Source organism: Spiroplasma endosymbiont of Nomada ruficornis, from assembly GCF_964030795.1.
GTDB classification, from domain to species: Bacteria; Bacillota_I; Bacilli_A; order Mycoplasmatales; family VBWQ01; genus Spiroplasma_E; species Spiroplasma_E ixodetis_A.
Genome location: NZ_OZ034962.1, coordinates 1,360,570 through 1,381,114, shown reverse-complemented (window position 1 = coordinate 1,381,114; position 20,545 = coordinate 1,360,570). Strand labels below are relative to the sequence as shown.

General features: G+C 23.5%; 26 protein-coding genes. 15 read left to right on the top strand and 11 right to left on the bottom strand.

Annotated features, from left to right (window positions below; genetic code table 4):
* Positions 1-16: 16 nt before the first annotated feature.
* From AAHM79_RS08365 to AAHM79_RS09695, 14 genes are all read left to right on the top strand, one after another.
* Complete coding sequence (locus AAHM79_RS08365; protein ID WP_342257622.1) at positions 17-1,198, top strand: hypothetical protein; 1,182 nt, start codon at positions 17-19, stop codon at positions 1,196-1,198.
* Between the two features lie 297 nt (positions 1,199-1,495).
* Positions 1,496-2,038: a translation initiation factor IF-3 gene (gene infC, locus AAHM79_RS08360; RefSeq protein ID WP_174480738.1), complete on the top strand. Its 543-nt coding sequence runs from the start codon at positions 1,496-1,498 to the stop codon at positions 2,036-2,038.
* A 16-nt stretch (positions 2,039-2,054) separates the two neighbouring features.
* A complete protein-coding gene (rpmI, locus tag AAHM79_RS08355; protein WP_338959025.1) occupies positions 2,055-2,243 on the top strand; it encodes a 50S ribosomal protein L35 in 189 nt (62 codons plus the stop codon).
* Between the two features lie 16 nt (positions 2,244-2,259).
* Entirely contained in the window at positions 2,260-2,619 is a 360-nt protein-coding gene (gene rplT / locus AAHM79_RS08350) for a 50S ribosomal protein L20 (RefSeq protein ID WP_342257621.1), read from the top strand.
* A 235-nt stretch (positions 2,620-2,854) separates the two neighbouring features.
* A complete protein-coding gene (locus AAHM79_RS08345) occupies positions 2,855-3,676 on the top strand; it encodes a hypothetical protein (RefSeq protein WP_342257620.1) in 822 nt (273 codons plus the stop codon).
* 72 nt (positions 3,677-3,748) lie between these two features.
* Entirely contained in the window at positions 3,749-4,699 is a 951-nt protein-coding gene (locus tag AAHM79_RS08340) for an IS30 family transposase (RefSeq protein WP_342257619.1), read from the top strand.
* Positions 4,700-4,829: 130 nt separating this feature from the next.
* On the top strand, positions 4,830-5,333 hold the full coding sequence (locus tag AAHM79_RS08335; protein WP_338959033.1) for a dUTP diphosphatase: 504 nt from the start codon (positions 4,830-4,832) through the stop codon (positions 5,331-5,333).
* A gap of 35 nt (positions 5,334-5,368) precedes the next feature.
* The gene (locus tag AAHM79_RS08330) at positions 5,369-6,076 is read left to right on the top strand and encodes a SprT family zinc-dependent metalloprotease (RefSeq protein ID WP_342257618.1); all 708 of its coding nucleotides are present in this window, start codon (positions 5,369-5,371) and stop codon (positions 6,074-6,076) included.
* Positions 6,054-6,833 carry an RNA methyltransferase gene (locus AAHM79_RS08325; RefSeq protein ID WP_342257617.1) on the top strand — a complete coding sequence of 260 codons (780 nt, stop codon included), beginning with the start codon at positions 6,054-6,056 and terminating at the stop codon, positions 6,831-6,833. Before AAHM79_RS08330 ends, AAHM79_RS08325 begins: the two co-directional genes overlap by 23 nt.
* Before the next feature lie 64 nt (positions 6,834-6,897).
* On the top strand, positions 6,898-7,962 hold the full coding sequence (pheS, locus tag AAHM79_RS08320; RefSeq protein ID WP_252320310.1) for a phenylalanine--tRNA ligase subunit alpha: 1,065 nt from the start codon (positions 6,898-6,900) through the stop codon (positions 7,960-7,962).
* Positions 7,963-7,986: 24 nt separating this feature from the next.
* On the top strand, positions 7,987-10,392 hold the full coding sequence (gene pheT / locus AAHM79_RS08315; RefSeq protein WP_342257616.1) for a phenylalanine--tRNA ligase subunit beta: 2,406 nt from the start codon (positions 7,987-7,989) through the stop codon (positions 10,390-10,392).
* Between the two features lie 76 nt (positions 10,393-10,468).
* A complete protein-coding gene (locus AAHM79_RS08310) occupies positions 10,469-11,890 on the top strand; it encodes an MATE family efflux transporter (RefSeq protein WP_342257615.1) in 1,422 nt (473 codons plus the stop codon).
* Positions 11,891-12,052: 162 nt separating this feature from the next.
* The gene (locus AAHM79_RS08305; protein WP_342257614.1) at positions 12,053-12,538 is read left to right on the top strand and encodes an IS30 family transposase; all 486 of its coding nucleotides are present in this window, start codon (positions 12,053-12,055) and stop codon (positions 12,536-12,538) included.
* Positions 12,535-13,002 (top strand): IS30 family transposase, encoded by a 468-nt coding sequence (locus tag AAHM79_RS09695; RefSeq protein ID WP_425289560.1) that lies wholly within the window; start codon positions 12,535-12,537, stop codon positions 13,000-13,002. Before AAHM79_RS08305 ends, AAHM79_RS09695 begins: the two co-directional genes overlap by 4 nt.
* A gap of 12 nt (positions 13,003-13,014) precedes the next feature.
* On the opposite strand, the gene AAHM79_RS08300 is transcribed toward AAHM79_RS09695, so the two are convergent.
* The 7 genes from AAHM79_RS08300 to AAHM79_RS08275 all read right to left on the bottom strand — a co-directional run bounded on the left by AAHM79_RS08300 (position 13,015) and on the right by AAHM79_RS08275 (position 16,515).
* Positions 13,015-13,539 (bottom strand): hypothetical protein, encoded by a 525-nt coding sequence (locus tag AAHM79_RS08300; RefSeq protein ID WP_342257613.1) that lies wholly within the window; start codon positions 13,537-13,539, stop codon positions 13,015-13,017.
* Between the two features lie 12 nt (positions 13,540-13,551).
* Positions 13,552-13,683, bottom strand: coding sequence for a hypothetical protein (locus AAHM79_RS08295; RefSeq protein ID WP_342257424.1), 132 nt, complete (start codon positions 13,681-13,683; stop codon positions 13,552-13,554).
* 509 nt (positions 13,684-14,192) lie between these two features.
* Positions 14,193-14,561 carry a helix-turn-helix domain-containing protein gene (locus tag AAHM79_RS08290; protein WP_342257612.1) on the bottom strand — a complete coding sequence of 123 codons (369 nt, stop codon included), beginning with the start codon at positions 14,559-14,561 and terminating at the stop codon, positions 14,193-14,195.
* 76 nt (positions 14,562-14,637) lie between these two features.
* Complete coding sequence (locus AAHM79_RS08285) at positions 14,638-14,922, bottom strand: cysteine peptidase family C39 domain-containing protein (RefSeq protein WP_342257611.1); 285 nt, start codon at positions 14,920-14,922, stop codon at positions 14,638-14,640.
* 54 nt (positions 14,923-14,976) lie between these two features.
* Positions 14,977-15,192 carry a hypothetical protein gene (locus tag AAHM79_RS08280; RefSeq protein WP_174480618.1) on the bottom strand — a complete coding sequence of 72 codons (216 nt, stop codon included), beginning with the start codon at positions 15,190-15,192 and terminating at the stop codon, positions 14,977-14,979.
* A gap of 220 nt (positions 15,193-15,412) precedes the next feature.
* On the bottom strand, positions 15,413-15,640 hold the full coding sequence (locus tag AAHM79_RS09690; protein WP_425289559.1) for a phospho-sugar glycosidase domain-containing protein: 228 nt from the start codon (positions 15,638-15,640) through the stop codon (positions 15,413-15,415).
* Positions 15,641-15,675: 35 nt separating this feature from the next.
* Complete coding sequence (locus AAHM79_RS08275; protein ID WP_342257610.1) at positions 15,676-16,515, bottom strand: MupG family TIM beta-alpha barrel fold protein; 840 nt, start codon at positions 16,513-16,515, stop codon at positions 15,676-15,678.
* A 175-nt stretch (positions 16,516-16,690) separates the two neighbouring features.
* Here AAHM79_RS08275 and AAHM79_RS08270 point away from each other — a divergent pair, with 175 nt between their 5' ends.
* Positions 16,691-17,641, top strand: a complete 951-nt coding sequence (locus AAHM79_RS08270; protein ID WP_342257609.1) for an IS30 family transposase — start codon at positions 16,691-16,693, stop codon at positions 17,639-17,641.
* Here AAHM79_RS08270 and AAHM79_RS08265 read toward each other — a convergent pair.
* The 4 genes from AAHM79_RS08265 to rsgA all read right to left on the bottom strand — a co-directional run bounded on the left by AAHM79_RS08265 (position 17,638) and on the right by rsgA (position 20,534).
* Positions 17,638-18,129 carry a hypothetical protein gene (locus AAHM79_RS08265; RefSeq protein WP_342257608.1) on the bottom strand — a complete coding sequence of 164 codons (492 nt, stop codon included), beginning with the start codon at positions 18,127-18,129 and terminating at the stop codon, positions 17,638-17,640. The two genes, AAHM79_RS08270 and AAHM79_RS08265, sit on opposite strands and share 4 nt — an antisense overlap.
* A gap of 171 nt (positions 18,130-18,300) precedes the next feature.
* Positions 18,301-18,963, bottom strand: coding sequence for a thiamine diphosphokinase (locus AAHM79_RS08260; protein ID WP_342257607.1), 663 nt, complete (start codon positions 18,961-18,963; stop codon positions 18,301-18,303).
* Positions 18,953-19,639, bottom strand: coding sequence for a ribulose-phosphate 3-epimerase (locus AAHM79_RS08255; RefSeq protein WP_342257606.1), 687 nt, complete (start codon positions 19,637-19,639; stop codon positions 18,953-18,955). Before AAHM79_RS08255 ends, AAHM79_RS08260 begins: the two co-directional genes overlap by 11 nt.
* A 13-nt stretch (positions 19,640-19,652) precedes the next feature.
* Positions 19,653-20,534 carry a ribosome small subunit-dependent GTPase A gene (gene rsgA / locus AAHM79_RS08250; protein WP_342257605.1) on the bottom strand — a complete coding sequence of 294 codons (882 nt, stop codon included), beginning with the start codon at positions 20,532-20,534 and terminating at the stop codon, positions 19,653-19,655.
* Positions 20,535-20,545: the final 11 nt, after the last annotated feature.

The following is a 20,545-nucleotide window of genomic DNA, read 5'->3' as shown; positions in this document are numbered from 1 at the left end:
AACTAAATTTAGCATTATGAAATTTTTATATGAGAATTTTTTGCAATTTTATTTACTTGCACTTACAAGTATAATTCAGCGTTTAGAAAATAAACATAGTGCAATTAACTTAGCAGATATAATAGTAAATAATAATTTAGGACTTATTAATAGTGGTAAGGATTTAGCACCATCTAAAATGAGTTTACTAATAGGTATTATTGAAGCAAATCATGCAATTAAATCATTAACTATTAATGATTTTGATATTAAAAGACAAGATACTAGTATTGCTACAATTATTGGCAAAGGTGATTATATAGGAACAGTTAATTTGTATTATAGTATTACTAATTTTGTTTCTCAAAAATTAACAAATGGAAACATTTATGCTTTAGGTGTTGATTCACAAGGTAATATTTTTAGAGCACAAGAAGATAAGGTTTATAAGATTACTCCAACAGGATTAGAAATTTTAATGGCAGGATTCGAAGGATATTGGGCAGTTAGAGCCTTAGTAATTGATAATGAAGATAATGTTTATGTTGGTAGTGATAATGGCTTTGTTTATAAGAGCGATGGTGTACGTAGTTTTGAAAAAATTATAATACCAGGACCAAAAAACTGAATTTGAGCTTTAACATTTGATAAAAATAGTGAAACCGTTTATGTTGGTAGTGATACTGGTGTATTCAAAATCAGCAAAAATGGAAGCACTAGTTGAATGCAAGGAACAAATGGTGATCATATTAGAAGTTTAGCAGTTGGTCCAGATGGTTCAATTTATGCTGGTGATGATGATCGTGGAATAATTTATAAAATCGATAAAATAAGTCAAACTTTTGGAATATTTCAACAAATAAACGATGGACATCAAATTGATAGTTTAGTAGTTGACAAGGATAATACTGTTTTTGCTGGTTCTTGAAATGGTCGTCTTTATAAGATAAAGAATGGAATATATGAGGTAATCTTAGAAACAAATCCAAACCACGAGGTTAAACTTTTAGTCATTGATAGAGATAATAATTTATTTGTTGGTATTGACTCCAATAAAGTATATAAAAAAATAGAAGGTACAGATTTATGTTCTGAATTATCTGGAATAAAAAATACTGATGATCATATTTTTGCTTTAGCAGTTGGTCCAGATGATTCAATTTATGCTGCTGGATCGCAAGGAATCTTATATACAGCTAAAAATTTTAATAAAAGATAGGTTATATATAAGTAATTAGTATTAAAATTAATAAAAATAAAAGACTTGCTGCCTAATTATATAGTAAGTTTTTTTATTTTTATTTAAATTTATGTATTAACATATTAAAAAAATCTTGTAATTTATTAAAAATCTAATATAATAATACTTGACATAAAGAAAGTAGTTTTTACGCTCACCTGATAGCTAAGTTGTTATAGGTTCAATGCTTTAAATTTTTATTTTTAAAATAAAGTTTTGTAGTGGTGAGTGTGCGTTTTAGCACACTTTTATTTATGCAAATTAAAGGAGGTATGTATGGCTTTTAAAAATAATGATAATTTATGAAATAGTAATATTCCCTTTTATGAATTTTTATTAATTGGTAATGATGGTACTAATTATGGTTTAATGAAAAAAAATGATGCTTTAAAAAAAGCAGAAGATTTAGGATATGACCTATTATGTATATCACCAAATGCTAAACCACCTGTTTGTAAAATGTTTAAATTTGATACATATCGTTTTGAACAACAAAAAAAGGAAAAAGAAGTTAAAAAAGCACAAAAATTAACAATTGTTGAAGAAAAAGAAATTCGACTAAGTGTTGTTATTGATAACAATGACATTAAAACAAAGGCAAATAAGGCTCGTAAATTTCTAAGTAATGGTAACAAAGTAAAAGTTACATTAAAATATCGTGGTCGTGAATTACATAATCCTGAAGCAGGATTTGAAGTAATTACAAAATTTTATAAAGAATTAGAAGATATTTGTATTTATGATAAAAACTTTGATAAAAAAGAAAAAAATATACAAACTATTTATCTTTTTCCAAAAAAGAAAAATCAAGAAAATTAACAATAGGAGGTAAAATATGCCAAAAATGAAAGCAAAAAAAGCTTTAAAAAAAAGAATTAAAGTAACAGGAAGTGGTAAATGAATGCGTAGTGGTGCTTTTGTTTCTCACTTAGCTCAAAATAAAACAACAAAACAAAAACGTCAATTACGTGGGTGAAGTGAAGTATCTGCTTCTGACTATAAGCGTTTAAAAGATTTAATTTAGGAAGGTGACAAAATAAATGGCTAGAGTTAAAGGTGGTTATACAACTAATCATCGTCGTAAAAAAATACTAAAAGCAGCAAAAGGATATTATGGAGCAAAACATAGTTTATATCGTACAGCAAATGAACAAGTAATGAACTCATTAGCATATGCTTATCGTGATCGTAAAAATTGTAAACGTGAGTTTCGCAAGTTATGAATTCAAAGAATTAATGCAGCTGTTCGTAATTATGATTTATCATATTCACGTTTTATTGATGGCTTAAATAAAGCTAATATTAATCTTAATCGTAAAATATTGTCTGAGTTATCAATTCATCAACCAGAAGAATTTGAAAAATTAGTTTTGGCATCAAAATCTGCTTTAGCAAAATAATTAATTGCATAATTTTATATAAATTAAAAACACTTGAAATAAATTAAATTTATTATAAGTGTTTTTAATTTATATAAAATTATGATAAGTTTTAGAAATGTATTTAATATAAATTTCAAAGAATATTTTTTTATCACAAACTTTGTTTTATAATATATTTAATGGTAAAATTAAAAAATAAATTCGCTTCTTAGTATAAAAATAAGAAAGAAATCTAAAAAAAGAGGGGGCCATTATGCAATTTGTTTTTCTTGGATTTTTTGATGGTAATCCACAAGCAGTTATTAATCCTTTATTTGGTATGTATTATTGAATTGGCTTATCTATATCATTATTCTTGATAATTAGTTTATTTATTTTTAAAAGGTTTTATGCTAATTTAAGTAAGTGCTATAGTTTTAAATGTAGTTTAGGTATTTTTCAAATACTTTTATATATTAGTTTTTATATTGTTCATGGATTGAATGGTGATAATTATCAATGGTATGATTATTTTCCTTTTCAATTATGTTCGGTATTAAATATTACTAGTGGTATACTATTAATTATTCCTAATAAAAGTTTATTTAATATTACTTTTCCTTTAATTGGTCCTGTTATTTTGGCATTTTTATTACCAGATAAAACAAAATGAGTTTTTGGTCCACAGCATTTTCTTTATTGAAATTATTATTTTATTCATATTATTATTCTTTTTTCTTATTTACTTTTATATTTATATGGTCATATTGAATATGACAAAATATATATCAAAAAAAGTATATTATATTTAACTTTATTTGGTAGTGGTGTTTTTATTTTTAATACTTCTTTTGGTACTAATTACTTATTTATTGGTAATGCTGGTTATACAGCAAGTTTTGGTAAAAAAGTATTAGAAACTTCAGTGTGGTTACCAATTTTACGTTTTACATTTATGTCTGTTGTTGGTATTTCATTACTAGTTTTAACATATATTTTTATTATAAAAACTTTATCTCCTTTTTATTTAGAAAAAGGAACAAAAATTAATCCTATTTATAAAGGCTGAATTATACTTGTAAGTGCAAGTAAATAAAATTGCAAAAAATTCTCATATAAAAATTCCATAATGCTAAATTTAGTTTAGAAAAAAGTAAGGAGTTTTTATATGAGTTATAAACATCTTGGCATAGATGAAAGGATTTATATTGAGAATCAATTGAAATTTAAATTTAAAATTAGTGAAATAGCTAAAAATCTTAATCGAAGTATTAGTACTATTATTCGAGAAATTAATAGAAATAAATATAATAATCATGATTTTTCATTAATTGCACAAAATAAAGCTGAAAATCGAAAACAATCACATATTAGTTTTCATAAGTTTAAAAATAAGAATTTAGTAAAATATGTACAACAAAAATTACTATTAGGTTGATCACCTGAACAAATTTATGGCAGAATTAAAAATTTTCATAAAGAGTGAGTTATTAGTTTTAAAACAATTTATACTTGAATTTATTTTGGAATGCTTGATAAAGTTACTAGTAAAAATTTAAGAAGAAAAGGTAAAAAACGAAAATCTAAAGAAAATCGTGGCAAGTTTAATGGTAAATCAATTAAAGAACGAGATATAAATGTTAATGATCGTATAACACTTGGTCATTGAGAAGGAGATACTATAGTATCATCACGAGGTAAAAGCAAATCATGTTTAATAACTTTAGTTGAAAGAGTATCACGATTTACTTTAGCAATATTAGTTAAAAACAGAACTACTAAAGTTATTAATAAAAATGTCAGTTATTATTTATCAATTCTTCCTAAAAACATTGTTAAAACTATTACTTTTGATCGTGGCAAAGAATTTTCAAATTGACAACAACTTGAAAAAAATTTAGATGTAAAAATTTATTTTGCCAATCCATATTCACCTTGACAAAGAGGTACTAATGAAAATACTAATGGTTTAATTAGAGAAAAATTTCCTAAAAAATTTATTTTTTCAAAAACTAATAAAAATGAAGTTCATAAATTTATATTGTCTTTAAATCAAAGACCGAGAAAAATACTAAATTATCTTTCACCAATCGAATATTTGGATAGAAAAATAATTTAGTTGCACTTACCTTTACAATTTAGCAAAGATAAAAAATCATTAATTACAAAATTTTATAAAAAATTAAATTTAAAAGATAAAAAAATAATGAAATCTTAATTAATAATTAAAAAAAGAAAGTGAGTTAATTATGTTAAATTCAAAACAATTTTTAACAATTATCCAACTTCAAAATGAGTTAGATAAAAAAATAATTATTAATCGTGGTGTTAGCGATATTAAAACATTAAATTCTAGATTTTTAGCACTTTTAGTTGAATTAGGTGAATTTGCAAATGAACAAAGATGTTTTAAATATTGAAGTTCAAAACCAAGTAGTGAAAAATCAGTAATGCTTGAAGAATATATTGATAGTCTTCATTTTATTCTTAGTATCGGTAATAGCCTTAATATTGATTTTCAAAATTTTAGTTTTTCAGAAAAAACAAATTATCAAGATCTTAATCTTGCATTCATTGATTTATTTGCTTTTGTTACAACTCTTTTTAAATCAAAATCAAGTAATGATTTTTTTGAATTATTAAATATTTATTTTACAATTGGTAAAAAATGTAATTTTAATAGTGAAGACATTATTTCTTGTTATATTTATAAAAATGAAATAAATCATTTACGACAATCACAAAATTATTAATGGAAATAAGTGATCGTTTTATTTAGGAGATTAAAATGACTAATGTTAAAATTTTCAATTATAATAATACAAAATGAGAGTACATTATTACATATAAACAACAAAAAAATATGTATTTAAAAGTGCGCAACGATCAAATTATTATTAGTGCTCCATTTTTTATGCAAGAAAAATTAATTGAAGATTTCATTTTAAAAAGTTTACCTAAAATTTTAAAAAAGAAAACTATATTAAAACCTAATATTGTTATTAATAATAATGACAGTTATCTTTATTTTTTAAGTAAAAAATATAAATTAATTACTAAGTATCATTCAAAAAAAACCATTATTTATTTTGAATTTAATAATTTGGTAGTATGCACAAATATTCAAGATGATAAGCAAATATTAATTAAAATTCAAAAATTTTTAAAAGAAGAGTCAAAAAATATTTTTATGAGTCGCTTACAATATTGATCAGAAATTATCAATATTGAGTTTTCAGTACTAAAAATTCGTTCGATGTTAAATAAATGAGGTGTTTGTCAACCAAATACTAAAATCATTACACTTAATTATAAATTAATTCATTTTGATTATGCTGTAATTGATTATGTTATAATTCATGAGTTAACGCATATAATTCATGCTCATCATAAAAAAACATTTTGAAATTTTGTTGCTCAATATTGTCCAGATTTTCAAGATTGTCAAAAAATATTAAAACAAGGAGTTATGGATGAAACAAATAACCTCACTTAAAAATCCAATAATTCAAGAATTAGTTTTATTACATGAAAGAAAACATCGCAATGTTAAAAAAAAGTTTTTAATTGAAGGAGAACATTTAATTAGTATTGCATTATTAAAAAAAAGATTACTTGCAGTATATGTTGATGAGAAGTATTTAGACAAATATGCAAATTTATTAAAAACTTGTAATAATATTGAAGTTATTGTTGTAAATAGTATGATTATTAAAAAAATTTCACAACAAAAAACACCACAACCAATAATTGGCGTTTGTAATATTGTTAAATCTTTAAATTATTTTTATTCTTCTCATATTATTCTAATTGATACAATTCAAGATCCAGGTAATTTAGGAAATATTTTACGCAGTGTTACTGCTTTTAATATTTCTGAAGTATATTTATCAAATGAAAGCGTTGATTTATATAATCACAAAGTAATTAGTGCAAGTCAAGGAGCTATTTTTTATACTAATGTGTATTATGAAAATTTTGATCAATTTTTATTAAAAGTAAAAAATGCAAATTATATGATTTATGGTACATTTCTACATGAAGATAATAGTACTAATTTATCTGAAATTACCTTTAAGCAAAAGAATGCTTTTTTATTTGGCAATGAAGGACAAGGTATTAATAAAAAGTATAAAGATAAAATTAATAGTAATATTTTTATTCCAACTTCTTTTAATGTTGAATCATTAAATTTAGCAACAAGTGTAGCAATAGTAACGTATTGCTTATTTACTAGTAATATATTAAAATAAATTATACTTATTTTGAATTATAAAAATTTAATTATACATATTAATAAATTAATGGAGGAATAGAATGTTAGCGGTTAACGATTTAAAAAAAAGATTAGAAATTATTAGACAGCAAGCATTTAATAATATTGATGAAGTTGCTGATTTACATAAATTGCAAGTTTTAAAATCACAATATTTAGGTAAAAATTCGGATATTAATAATATATTAAAATCTTTAGAAAAGTTTCCTCATAATTTTAGAATTGAAATTGGTCAAGCAGCTAATAAATTAAAAAAAGAAATTAATGAATATATAATAAAAAAATTTAATGAAATTGAGAAAGATAACATTAATGAGCGTCTTAAATCTTCAGAAATTGATTTAACACTACCGGGTATTGATTTTAATATTGGTCACACCAATCCTTTATTAAAAACTGTTACCGAAATATCTGAAATTTTTAAAAATTTGGGTTATCAAATCATTAGTGGTAATGAAGTAGAAAATGAAGAATATAATTTTAATCGCTTAAATTTACCATTTGATCATCCAGCAAGAGATATGCAAGATACTTTTTATCTTGAAAATAATAATGACAAACTTAATCGTTGATTATTAAGAACACACGCTACAAATATGACTGCACGCATTCTTAGCGAGCAAGATAAAAATTCAAAAGAAACCACGGCTATTATTAGTTTAGGAAATGTTTATCGAAAAGATGATGATGATGTTACTCATTCTCACCAATTTATGCAAGTTGATGGGTTTTTAGTTGGATCTAATATTACTTTTGCAAATTTAAAATGAACATTAAATTATTTTTGTCAGCAATTTTTTGGTATGGAAACTAAAACAAGATTACGTCCTAGTTATTTCCCATTTACGGAGCCTTCAGTTGAAGTAGATGTAAGTTGCCCAAAATGTAATACAGAAGGTTGTTCATTATGTAAGTATACTGGTTGAATTGAAGTTTTAGGTGCTGGTATGATTCATCCAAATGTTTTTATTGCTGCTGGTTTAGATGAAACAACAGCAGGTTTTGCCTTTGGTGTAGGCATTGAAAGAATTACTATGATTAAATATGGCATTGACGATATCAGATTATTTTATAATAATGATTTTCGATTCTTAAAACAATTTTAAAAATTAAAAGGAGTATAAAATAAAATGATAGTTTCACGTAAAATCATTTCGCAGTGATTGAATATTAATAGCATTAAAGATTATGAAATCGTTGATGCTTTAAATAGTTTGGGTTTTGAGGTTGATCAAGTCAAAAATTTAATGTTCAGTAATACAAACTTAGTTGTTGGTCAAATTACTAAAATGACTAAACATCCTAAATCAAATAAATTAAATATTTGTGAAGTAACAGTAGGCACTGAAATGTTAACTATAGTTTGTGGTGCAGCAAATGTAGTTATTGGTATTAAAGTTCTTGTAGCAAGGATAGGAAGTACTTTAGGTAATGGTCTTACTATTGTTGAAAGAACAATTCAAGACGTTGTTTCTTCAGGAATGCTTTGTTCATTAACAGAATTAGGATTAAGTGGTATTGTTCAGAATAAAGAAGAATTAAGTGGTATTATTCATTTACCAGATGATGCAATGGTTGGTAATATTAATCCATTACAATATTTAAATTTAGATGATACAATTTTTTTTATTGATTTAACAGTAAATCGTAGTGATTGTTTGGGGATTTATAGTATTGCTAGAGAATTAAGCGGTTATTTTAAAATTCCTTTAAAAAACATGGAAGTTAGTAGTATAGGAAAATTTGATAATAAAAGTCAAGTTAGTGTTCTTAATGGTAAAATTCAAGCTTTAGCAACATTAAAGATTGAATTTGATGATAAATCTGTAATAACACCAATTTGAATTAGAAGAACACTACAACTTGCAAATATTGTACCCAAAACTTTATCAGAAGATATTATTCATTTAGTAATGTTAGAATTGGGTCAACCCTTAATTACTTTTAGTGCCGATGTTTTAAAAAAACCATCTTTAAATATTTCACCTAAATCATACCCAGAAGGTAATTTGCAAATTAAAGAGGGTGATATTTTATTACATGATAAATATTTGGCTTTTAGTGTTTTAGGAGTTAGTCATAATATTGAATATGAAGTTAAACCAAGTTCCAAAGAAGTTTTTATATTTTCAATTAATCCTGATGTTACCTTAATGAGTAAACAAGCAAAGCGACATGGTGCTCTTATTAATACATTATTAGAACGTTTAACAAGACCAGTTGTTCCTGATTATTATTTAATTGCTTTACAACGTTATTTGTTTATTTTAGGACAATTACAAGTTAAATATGAAATTACTGGTTTTAGTAATGATGTTCCTTATCAAGTTAAAACAAAAGTGATCAATTTTAATTTTAATTTTATTCATAAAATTTTAGGTACAAATTTTGGGGTTCATGAAATAATTAATTATTTGACTATTATTGGTTGTCAAATTGAAATTGATGCAAAAAATCAAGAAATTTTAAAAGTAACAGTTCCTAATCATCGTAGTGATTTAAATAATGCTAATGATTTTAGTGAAGAAGTTGCCAGAGTATTTGGATATGATAAATTACCAGTTATTAAACCACAATTTAATGTATCATTTAAGTCACCAACGGCAATGGAAAATTTAATGATGAAGTGAAGACAACATTTAACAAGTTATGGTTTTAATCAAGTAAAAACATATAGTTTAACAAGTATGCAGAGATTAAATGATTTTAATTTTTTTAAATATAAAATACCTGTAAAATTAGAAGCACCTTTGACATTAACAAGAGAAGTTATGCGTTTTAGTTTGACAGATAGTTTATTAAGAATTTGTCAATATAATTATGCACGTAAAGAAACACAATTAAAAATTTTTACTGATGAAACTATTTATACAGGTGATGAAACTGATGATAATCATCATTTAGCTTTTATGATTATGGATAATTTTTGGTCAAAAATTAATACTAATAGAATTACTAATAGTACGTATTATTTTATTAAAGGTTTTTTAGATGGTTTTTTAGCAAAAGTTATGCCAAATTTATTTAACTCTATTGTTTATAAAACAAATAATAATTCTTTAATGCATCCGTATTTAAGCGCAGATATTTTTTATGAGCAAGAACATATTGCTACTATTGGCGCACTGCATCCACAAACTGAAAAAATAATGAATGTTGAAAAAATATTCTTAGCAGAAATTAATTGTAGTAAGTTAGTTAAAATCATAGAAGAACAACAAAAAGTAGTTTCTAAATTTAAGCTTTGATCAAAATTTAATGCTTTAAGTCGTGATATATCAATTATTGTTAATAGCGATATTCAATTTTCTGATGTAAAAAATGCTATAATATTTGCAAATATTGATTTTTTAGAACAAATATCTTTGGTAGATTTTTATAATGATGAAAAATTAAAATCACAAAATCAACACTCATTAACTTTTAATTTGAAATTTAATAGTCAAGAAGAACAATTAGATGAAACAAAAGTAAGTGGACAAATAAGTATTATTCAAGAAATATTAAAGAAAAAATTTCAAGCAATTATTCGTTAAAAATATAACAATATATTAAATAATAACATTAATATATTTTTTTATTATATTAAATTTTTAAATTGGGTGAGATAATATGAAAACATTAAACAAAGATAATTTAAACTTTTATAAAATGGCATTATTATTTATGATTCCAATTTGTGCACAATCTTTAATTGAAACATTAATAAACTTAATGAATAATTTTGTGGTTGGTCAATTTGGAAATGATGATGCTATTGCTGGAGTTGCATCATCAAGTAATATTTATGATATGGTTTGATATATCTTTTTTGCTATCGTTGCTACCGGTAATATTTTTACTGCTCAATATTTAGGTATTAAAGATAAGAAGAAAATTCAAGAAACTACTAATATAAAATTATTTTATATTTTAATTTTTTCAATATTTTTTGTTGTAATATTAGAATTATTTAGCAAACAAATTATGGGAGTAATTCTTGGTGCTGAAGATAATTCTCATGAAAATGCTATGGGTATTGCTGAAGAATATAGTAAATTAATTGCTTGAAATTACCCATTGTTAGGTTTTGCTTTTATTATGTCAATTACTATGAATACATGTGGTAATTTTAAAACACCATTGATAACTTCTATTTGCTCATTACTCTTAAATACATTTTGAGTTTGTATTTTATCATTACCATATAGTTGGGGACCACAATTAGGTATTGAAGGATTAGCAATAAGTTTAATTATTTCAAGAGCAGTAGAATGTTTTATATTGTTAGGTTATTTAATTTATAAAAAACCAATTTATGCTCCTAATTGAAATATTTTTAAATTTACAAAAGATTTACATAAAAAATATATTATTACTTTTATTCCTTTATTTGCTAGTCAAGTATTATTTGGTGTTTCAGTAGTAATGTTAACAGCTTTATATTCTCATTTTGGTGATACTGAAGTTGTTGCCGCTGTGCAAATTGTTGGTAGTGTTGTTGCTATTTTTTATTCTACTTTTAGGGGATATAATGCTTTAGTTGGATATGCTGTTGGTAGCAAGTTAGGTTCAGGAGAACTAGTACTGGCTAAAGAAAATGCTAACAAGATATTAAAATTGAGTTTTGCTATTTCAACTGTTATTGCTTTAATTATTTTGGGTAGTGCTTTTTGAGTTCCAAAAGTATTATTTCCAAATTTATCTAATAATGCTATGAAACTTGCAGTTTGATATATGGCTTTTTCAGCAGTAACTTATTTTTTCATTAATATGATGCAACCATTATTTAGTTTTCTTTATGCTGGTGGCTATACTTTAATTATTAGTATTGCTGATCTATTTTTAATTTGATTTATTGATATTTTTATTACTTTTGCTTTATTGCAGTGAACTGACTTAAGTATTAAAATGGTAATTATGATTTCGTGTTTAAGTAAATCAGCTGATTTTATTTGTTCTTATGTATTTTATAAAGTAATTCCTTGAAATAAAAATATTATTAATTCTAAAGTAGAAAATGTACCTCATCCGACATTTGAACCACATGGATAATATAAAAATCCCTTTTTAATAATAGATTTTATTTTAATAAATTTTGTTTAAAAAATGTGCTGAATTATACTTGTAAGTGCAAGTAAATAAAATTGCAAAAAATTCTCATATAAAAATTTCATAATGCTAAATTTAGTTTAGAAAAAAGTAAGGAGTTTTTATATGAGTTATAAACATCTTGGCATAGATGAAAGGATTTATATTGAGAATCAATTGAAATTTAAATTTAAAATTAGTGAAATAGCTAAAAATCTTAATCGAAGTATTAGTACTATTATTCGAGAAATTAATAGAAATAAAGATAATAATCATTATTTTTCATTAATTGCACAAAATAAAGCTGAAAATCGAAAACAATCACATATTAGTTTTCATAAGTTTAAAAATAAGAATTTAGTAAAATATGTACAACAAAAATTACTATTAGGTTGATCACCTGAACAAATTTATGGCAGAATTAAAAATTTTCATAAAGAGTGAGTTATTAGTTTTAAAACAATTTATACTTGAATTTATTTTGAAATGCTTGATAAAGTTACTAGTAAAAATTTAAGAAGAAAAGGTAAAAAACGAAAATCTAAAGAAAATCGTGGCAAGTTTAATGGTAAATCAATTAAAGAACGAGATATAAATGTTAATATCGTATAACACTTGGTCATTGAGAAGGAGATACTATAGTATCATCACGAGGTAAAAGCAAATCATGTTTAATAACTTTAGTTGAAAGAGTATCACGATTTACTTTAGCAATATTAGTTAAAAACAGAACTACTAAAGTTATTAATAAAAATGTCAGTTATTATTTATCAATTCTTCCTAAAAACATTGTTAAAACTATTACTTTTGATCGTGGCAAAGAATTTTCAAATTGACAACAACTTGAAAAAAATTTAGATGTAAAAATTTATTTTGCCAATCCATATTCACCTTGACAAAGAGGTACTAATGAAAATACTAATGGTTTAATTAGAGAAAAATTTCCTAAAAAATTTATTTTTTCAAAAACTAATAAAAATGAAGTTCATAAATTTATATTGTCTTTAAATCAAAGACCGAGAAAAATATTAAATTATCTTTCACCAATCGAATATTTGGATAGAAAAATAATTTAGTTGCACTTACCTTTACAATTTAGCGTTCAACAAAAATACTTTTTCATTATGAGTTGAAATTTCCTTATAAGAAGTAACTATATAATTAATTGGTAAATCATCATGTTTATATGGATTATTTATTTTAAAACCTTTTCTGTTTTCTTCTCACGTAATGTTATATTTAAAACAAGGATTAGTAATTTTAGTTTTGTTATCTGTTATTTCACCCATAAATCAACTATTATGCTGTTCATAAAATGTTAATTGTTCAAGTTTTATATCATTAAGATAATATTCTTTTGGAGCAGTTGGTTTATTAACAGTTATTTTTTGGTCTTTAATATATGGTTCTAATAACTTTATTAATTCATTACCACTTAATTCTTTTTTAATATTTTCTAAATTAAAAACTCAATATGTGTAACTGTTATCAACAATAAAAGAATTATTTTTAATCATTCATTTTGGAAGAGATAATTTATATTCAACATAATCAATAAGAATAGATGGTGGTTTATCTTTAACAATTTGTTCTTTTTTAAATTCTATTTGCATAATAATCCTTTCCTAATATGTTCTGTTGCTTCTAGCATAAAGAACATATATTTTTATTCTTAGATTATTAATAATACTACTATTTGTTTTATTCATTCCAGCCATTCTGGGCTCAAAAATAAATTGTGAAATTTTAAAAAACATTGAGGCATTCGATTCAATATTTATTTAATTTGCGTTTAGCAAATTAATATTTTAATTGAACCGGTCCCGCTCAATTTTTTTTACAAGTTTGAAATTTATTTTCTCGCCCAAAAATTTTTCAAAAAAAAATAAAAAATAAAACCAACACTTGCTCACTTGGTAGTGGCAAGGTTGGTTAAATAAAGAATAATAGTTGGTCCCCACTCCGGGTCTATATATACTAGTTTCCAATTCGCTCCCACCCCAAGAATTACCATTTCTGGTTAGTATATTTTATTAGGTATCACTCCACTTTTTATTTATCCATGCAAGTCCACATGCTAGCTACTATTTTTAACAACTATGTTGTAGTTCACTTTTTTAGTTCCCTAACACGTGTTGATAATAGTGCTAAAGACGGTTATTAAAAATTTTACAATTTTACAATTACAAAAAAAGACAAGAATTTTATTCTCGTCTTTTGTCATTTATTTTTTAATTTAATAGTTTAAAAAAGAAAGGAGTTATTTTTAAAAATTTTTATTTATCGACATCTTCGGTACGCTCCCAAAACTAATAACTCACTCTTTATGAAAATTTTTAATTCTGCCATAAATTTGTTCAGGTGATCAACCTAATAGTAATTTTTGTTGTACATATTTTACTAAATTCTTATTTTTAAACTTATGAAAACTAATATGTGATTGTTTTCGATTTTCAGCTTTATTTTGTGCAATTAATGAAAAATAATGATTATTATCTTTATTTCTATTAATTTCTCGAATAATAGTACTAATACTTCGATTAAGATTTTTAGCTATTTCACTAATTTTAAATTTAAATTTCAATTGATTCTCAATATAAATCCTTTCATCTATGCCAAGATGTTTATAACTCATATAAAAACTCCTTACTTTTTTCTAAACTAAATTTAGCATTATGAAATTTTTATATGAGAATTTTTTGCAATTTTATTTACTTGCACTTACAAGTATAATTCAGCATTTGAATAATTAATGGTTTAACAATTATTAGTGATTTTAATTTATCAAAATTAATATTATAAGCTTTTAATAATAAATTATAATTACTAGCCAATTGTTTTAATTCTAAAAGATTAATTCCCAATTTTGTTAAAAATATATCTTTTTTTATGTCATTAATTAATAACTTCTTCTTAAAATAAAACCTATATATCATAGCAAGACATGCCAAACCACAATCATTTTCTGTTTCTTGTTGAACAAAAGGATATTTCATATAAAAAATCACCGTCAATAATAATTAACAGTGATTACCATTTTTTCCTTTTTATTACTTACGATGTTTTTTCTTTTTAGCAGCAGCGCTTTGTTTTTCGCGTTTTTCATCACGCGCAGAAAGAAAATGTTTATGTCTTTTTTCTGCTCTTTTAGTTTCTTGGGCCTTTTTACTAAATCCTTTTAAAAGACGTTGAAACTCTTGTTCACTACTTGTTCGTTCTTCGTTTTCTTTGTTGTCTGATGATGGTGATTTTTTCACTGAATGCATTCATGTCAGCTCCTATTTTTTATTTTACTTTAACAATTATATTAGTAAATTAAAAAATTATCAATATTTTTATACAATATTAAACTTTTTATTTTAAAAAAAATTAAAAGTAAGATTATCTTTTAAAATTTCACACTTACTAACTATTATTTAATAATACTTAATGATTTTATCATATTTTAAATGTTTATGTTTTTAATAAATAAAACAAAAAATTTATTTATAAAATAAATCTAAATGAACGATTTGATACTAAAAATGGAATAAAATTTAAATCTTCTTTAGAAAGTTTGCCAACAACGTTACGAATACCATCATTTTTAATTTTATTTGTAATAATATGTAATTCACCACGATAATTTTGTGCTTTATTATTAAGAATAACAACATCACCTTTTTCTAATCATTGATTAGTATTGTTAGCAGGGATATCTAATTCTTGATATATAACTCGAGAAATAACACTACGAATTATATCACGTGCTAAATCAGATCTAACTTTATGAATATTTTATCAAAAAGAATCTGTTGTTCACTATCAGTAATATTAGAATTTAACTCAATTTTTAACGATAAATTTTTATAATCAATTTCATTTATCATTTTCAAATCATATTCTGTTAAAAACTGGTTAGCAATAATTATCATATCAATGCATAAAGCAATATAATGACGAATTTGTGTTACCAATGGTCAATCACGATGCAGTTCTAATGTTGGTAAATTATCATTATATTTTCAAGGTCCAATTTTATCTTTTCCTAATAATGTAACAAAGCTGGCAAATGGAATTTTATTAACAACGCTTTCAGATTGATTTAAACAAAAAAAGTCAATATCAGCACCGGTATATCTTTGTGGATAAAAATTATAACAACTAATAAGGTTATTAACATTAGCTTTATAAAATAATATTAAGTAGTTGATATCATTAATAACATATGAACCATTAATAAATATTTTAAAATTTAAACGATTTTGACTTAATTTTGCTTGATGCTTAATATCAATTCCTTCGTTGCAACGAATACCCGATAAACCATACATTTTAAAAAACTTTATGAAATCAAGTCGTTTATTAAGATTCAGATTAAATTCATTAATAAATTCAATATTAATATCTGCAAAAACATGCATATTATACTTTTTAGCAATTTGTGTTAATACTACTAATTTTTTTAAATTTTCATAATCTGTTTTTTTAAAACTAATTAAAGTTGTAAAAATAGTTTTAATATTATTCTTGGCTAATAATTCGGTATAATTTTTAATTTCTTCTAAATTTGCTAAATGTAAATAAACTGCAGCACCAATTTTTTCCATTTACTTCCTCCTTTACTTTTTATATATTAATTTTATCATTTTGTAACTTAATAATTTTTAATTTTTACAATGCTGAATTATACTTGTAAGTGCAAGTAAATAAAATTGCAAAAAATTCTCATATAAAAATTCCATAATGCTAAATTTAGTTTAGAAAAAAGTAAGGAGTTTTTATATGAGTTATAAACATCTTGGCATAGATGAAAGGATTTATATTGAGAATCAATTGAAATTTAAATTTAAAATTAGTGAAATAGCTAAAAATCTTAATCGAAGTATTAGTACTATTATTCGAGAAATTAATAGAAATAAAGATAATAATCATGATTTTTCATTAATTGCACAAAATAAAGCTGAAAATCGAAAACAATCACATATTAGTGTTCATAAGTTTAAAAATAAGAATTTAGTAAAATATGTACAACAAAAATTACTATTAGGTTGATCACCTGAACAAATTTATGGCAGAATTAAAAATTTTCATAAAGAGTGAGTTATTAGTTTTAAAACAATTTATACTTGAATTTATTTTGGAATGCTTGATAAAGTTATTAGTAAAAATTTAAGAAGAAAAGGTAAAAAACGAAAATCTAAAGAAAATCGTGGCAAGTTTAATGGTAAATCAATTAAAGAACGAGATATAAATGTTAATGATCGTATAACACTTGGTCATTGAGAAGGAGATACTATAGTATCATCACGAGGTAAAAGCAAATCATGTTTAATAACTTTAGTTGAAAGAGTATCACGATTTGCTTTAGCAATATTAGTTAAAAACAGAACTACTAAAGTTATTAATAAAAATGTCAGTTATTATTTATCAATTCTTCCTAAAAACATTGTTAAAACTATTACTTTTGATCGTGGCAAAGAATTTTCAAATTGACAACAACTTGAAAAAAATTTAGATGTAAAAATTTATTTTGCCAATCCATATTCACCTTGACAAAGAGGTACTAATGAAAATACTAATGGTTTAATTAGAGAAAAATTTCCTAAAAAATTTATTTTTTCAAAAACTAATAAAAATGAAGTTCATAAATTTATATTGTCTTTAAATCAAAGACCGAGAAAAATATTAAATTATCTTTCACCAATCGAATATTTGGATAGAAAAATAATTTAGTTGCACTTACCTTTACAATTTAGCATGTCTGAACTATCATATAGTGTTAAATCATCTAAACTTTTAGAACTATCTCTATACTTTATTTTAACTTCTAAATCAGTTTGTGAACCTAATACAAATAACTTATCTTCTGAAGTAGTTAAAACATTACTTAAATCATATTTATATATATTTTTAAAATCTATTGCTAATGCCCCCTTATTTACTTGTGCTTCTAAAAAACTAATAGTTACAGTAAACAAAGATAAAATTGGCATTATTGCTTTATCAGAATATTTTTTAGTACTTTTTCCGCAATTATCTTGAAGATAATTAAGGTTTTTAATAACATTAGGAATATCTGCAACCAAAGATATACCTTTTAATTCTTCAATAATTCTTTTAAAATAAGGAATTTGAGTATTATGTTGTTTTTGATATCTTAACTTTATACTTTCAAGTTTTTTTATTAACTCTGTTGCAGATGACATTTTTTCTTTTACCATTTTTTAATTTCTCCTCTTTTAAAAAATAAAAAAACCCATTTATTTTTAATAAAAATAAGGGTTAGAAAACTTATATTAAGTTTATGATTTTTATTATACTATCTTTTTTTTAAGATTTTATTAATATACTTTTGTCATAAAATAATAATTAGTTTTTCTAAATTTTAAAAATTATTTATGTAAAAAAACTAAACATTTTCCTTTTTTAATAATTAGTTTTGGTCTTTCTTCTTTGTTAAATTCATTACTAATAGTTTGCGTACTATTATTAGTAACAGTAATATCTTGATTTGGATAAAACTTACAACCACTAAAATTATAAATTACTTCTTCATTGTCTAAACTAAAAAAAGAAATATATTTATATGTTAATTGTCAATTGTAAACAATATATTCTGATTTTTCTTTTAGTAAAAAACAATAATTATTTTCACCTAATAAAATTGGGTTAAAACATTCATATTTTTTTAATATATTAATACTAGCAAGTAACATATCCCAACGTATTCCATCACTTACTATCACTATTTGTTGAAAATCAATTTTTTTGGAAATTGCAGTAACTATCGCAAGTTCACTATCAATAAAATCTTTTTCTTTATTAAAAGTAATAATTTCAAAATTATGTATTTTACTTTGATCATTTAAAATCTTTAACTGTTGTTTATTAATGGTATCATTATCACCACAAATAAACTTAATTGGTTTGTTATATTTTAATAATGATAAAACACCAGTTTCAACACCAATAAAAATTGGATTAATAAATTGTTCTCAATTTAAATTATAATCACGACAAACAATTACTAATTGTTTAATATCACTATTTTTCATAATTTGTTAACATCGCAACTTGTTTTTTTACTGAATTATCACTATTTAATAAATAACTACCCGCTACTAGGTAATTAGCACCAGCAGCAATACAATCATTTGCTGTTAAATTATTAATGCCACCATCAACAGCAATTGTAATATTTGGAAAATTATTATCGATATGTTTTACTAACATTTTAATTTTATTAATAGTTAAATCTAAAAAACGTTGTCCACCCGCACCTGGTTGCACACTCATAATTAAAATTGTATCAAGATCTTTCAAATAATCATAAATTTTTGAAATTGGTGTATCAGGATTAATGGCAATTCCTTTTTTAAAACCAGGGTTTTTTCACTGCAGAAATTCTTTTAATTGTTCTTCTGTTAATGCTTCATAATGCAAAGTAATATTTTTAACTTGCGGTAAAATTATAAATGGTTTTAAATAATCACATACTTTTAATGTTGTTATCTTTACCATCATATGACAATCAATATTGATATTAGAACTAAATTTACATACATCACTTAATATTTTTGCACCAAAACTTAAATTTTCAACAAAATGATGATCCATAACATCAAAATGAATTCAATTAATTCCTGCATTTTGTAAATTTAATAAATCATCTTTTAAAGATAGAAAGTTAGCAGTTAAAATGCTAGCGGCAATTGTTACTTCTTTTTTCATATATTACCATCCTTTATTTTAAATTATTAATTTTATTGAATTCTATTAAAATTTTACAATAATCTTCATAAAAAAAACTAGAAATTATTTTATTTGCAACTGCTTTTTTAATTGCACATTCTGGTTCTTGCTGATGTAAGCAAGTACGAAACTTACAATTTTGTCAAATATTAGTAAAACTAGGAAAATTAGTAGCAATATCAATACTACTTAGACCTTGTAACTGAAAGACCGAAAAACCAGGTGTATCTGCAATAATACCATCATGTAAAAAATAAAGGCGAGTTTTAGTTGTGGTATGTTTACCACGATTTAAACTTTTAGAAATATCCTGTGTTCATAATTTTAAATTATTATCCAAACTATTTAAAGTTGAACTCTTTCCCACTCCTGAAGTACCTGTTAATATTGATAACTTGTTTGTAAAAACTTTTTTTAAATCTTCAATACCATTTTTTTTAACATTTGAAATAAAAATTGTTGGTAAATTTAAATTCTGATATGCTTTAACTTTTGTTCAAACTTCATTATCTTTAGTTACCAAATCAATTTTTGTAAATATTAAAATTATTTTTAAATGATAATAATTAAAAATAGTTAATAATTTATTTAATAGAAAACTACTAAGAAAAGGATTAACAAGAGAACTAACAATTAATACTTGATCAACATTAGCAATGCTTGGTCGATATAGTTCATTAAATCGAGGTAAAATTGATTCAACCAAAGGATTTTTATCATCTTTAAAATTAACTTTAACATAATCACCAACTAAAATTTTTGCTGTTTGAAATTTTAAATTTCCTTTGATTAAACAAGAAAAAATTTGATTATCAATTCTTACTTCAACAAAGTTATTTGCAACTCCAATAACTATTCCTTGTTTAAAATTCATAGTGTCCTCCA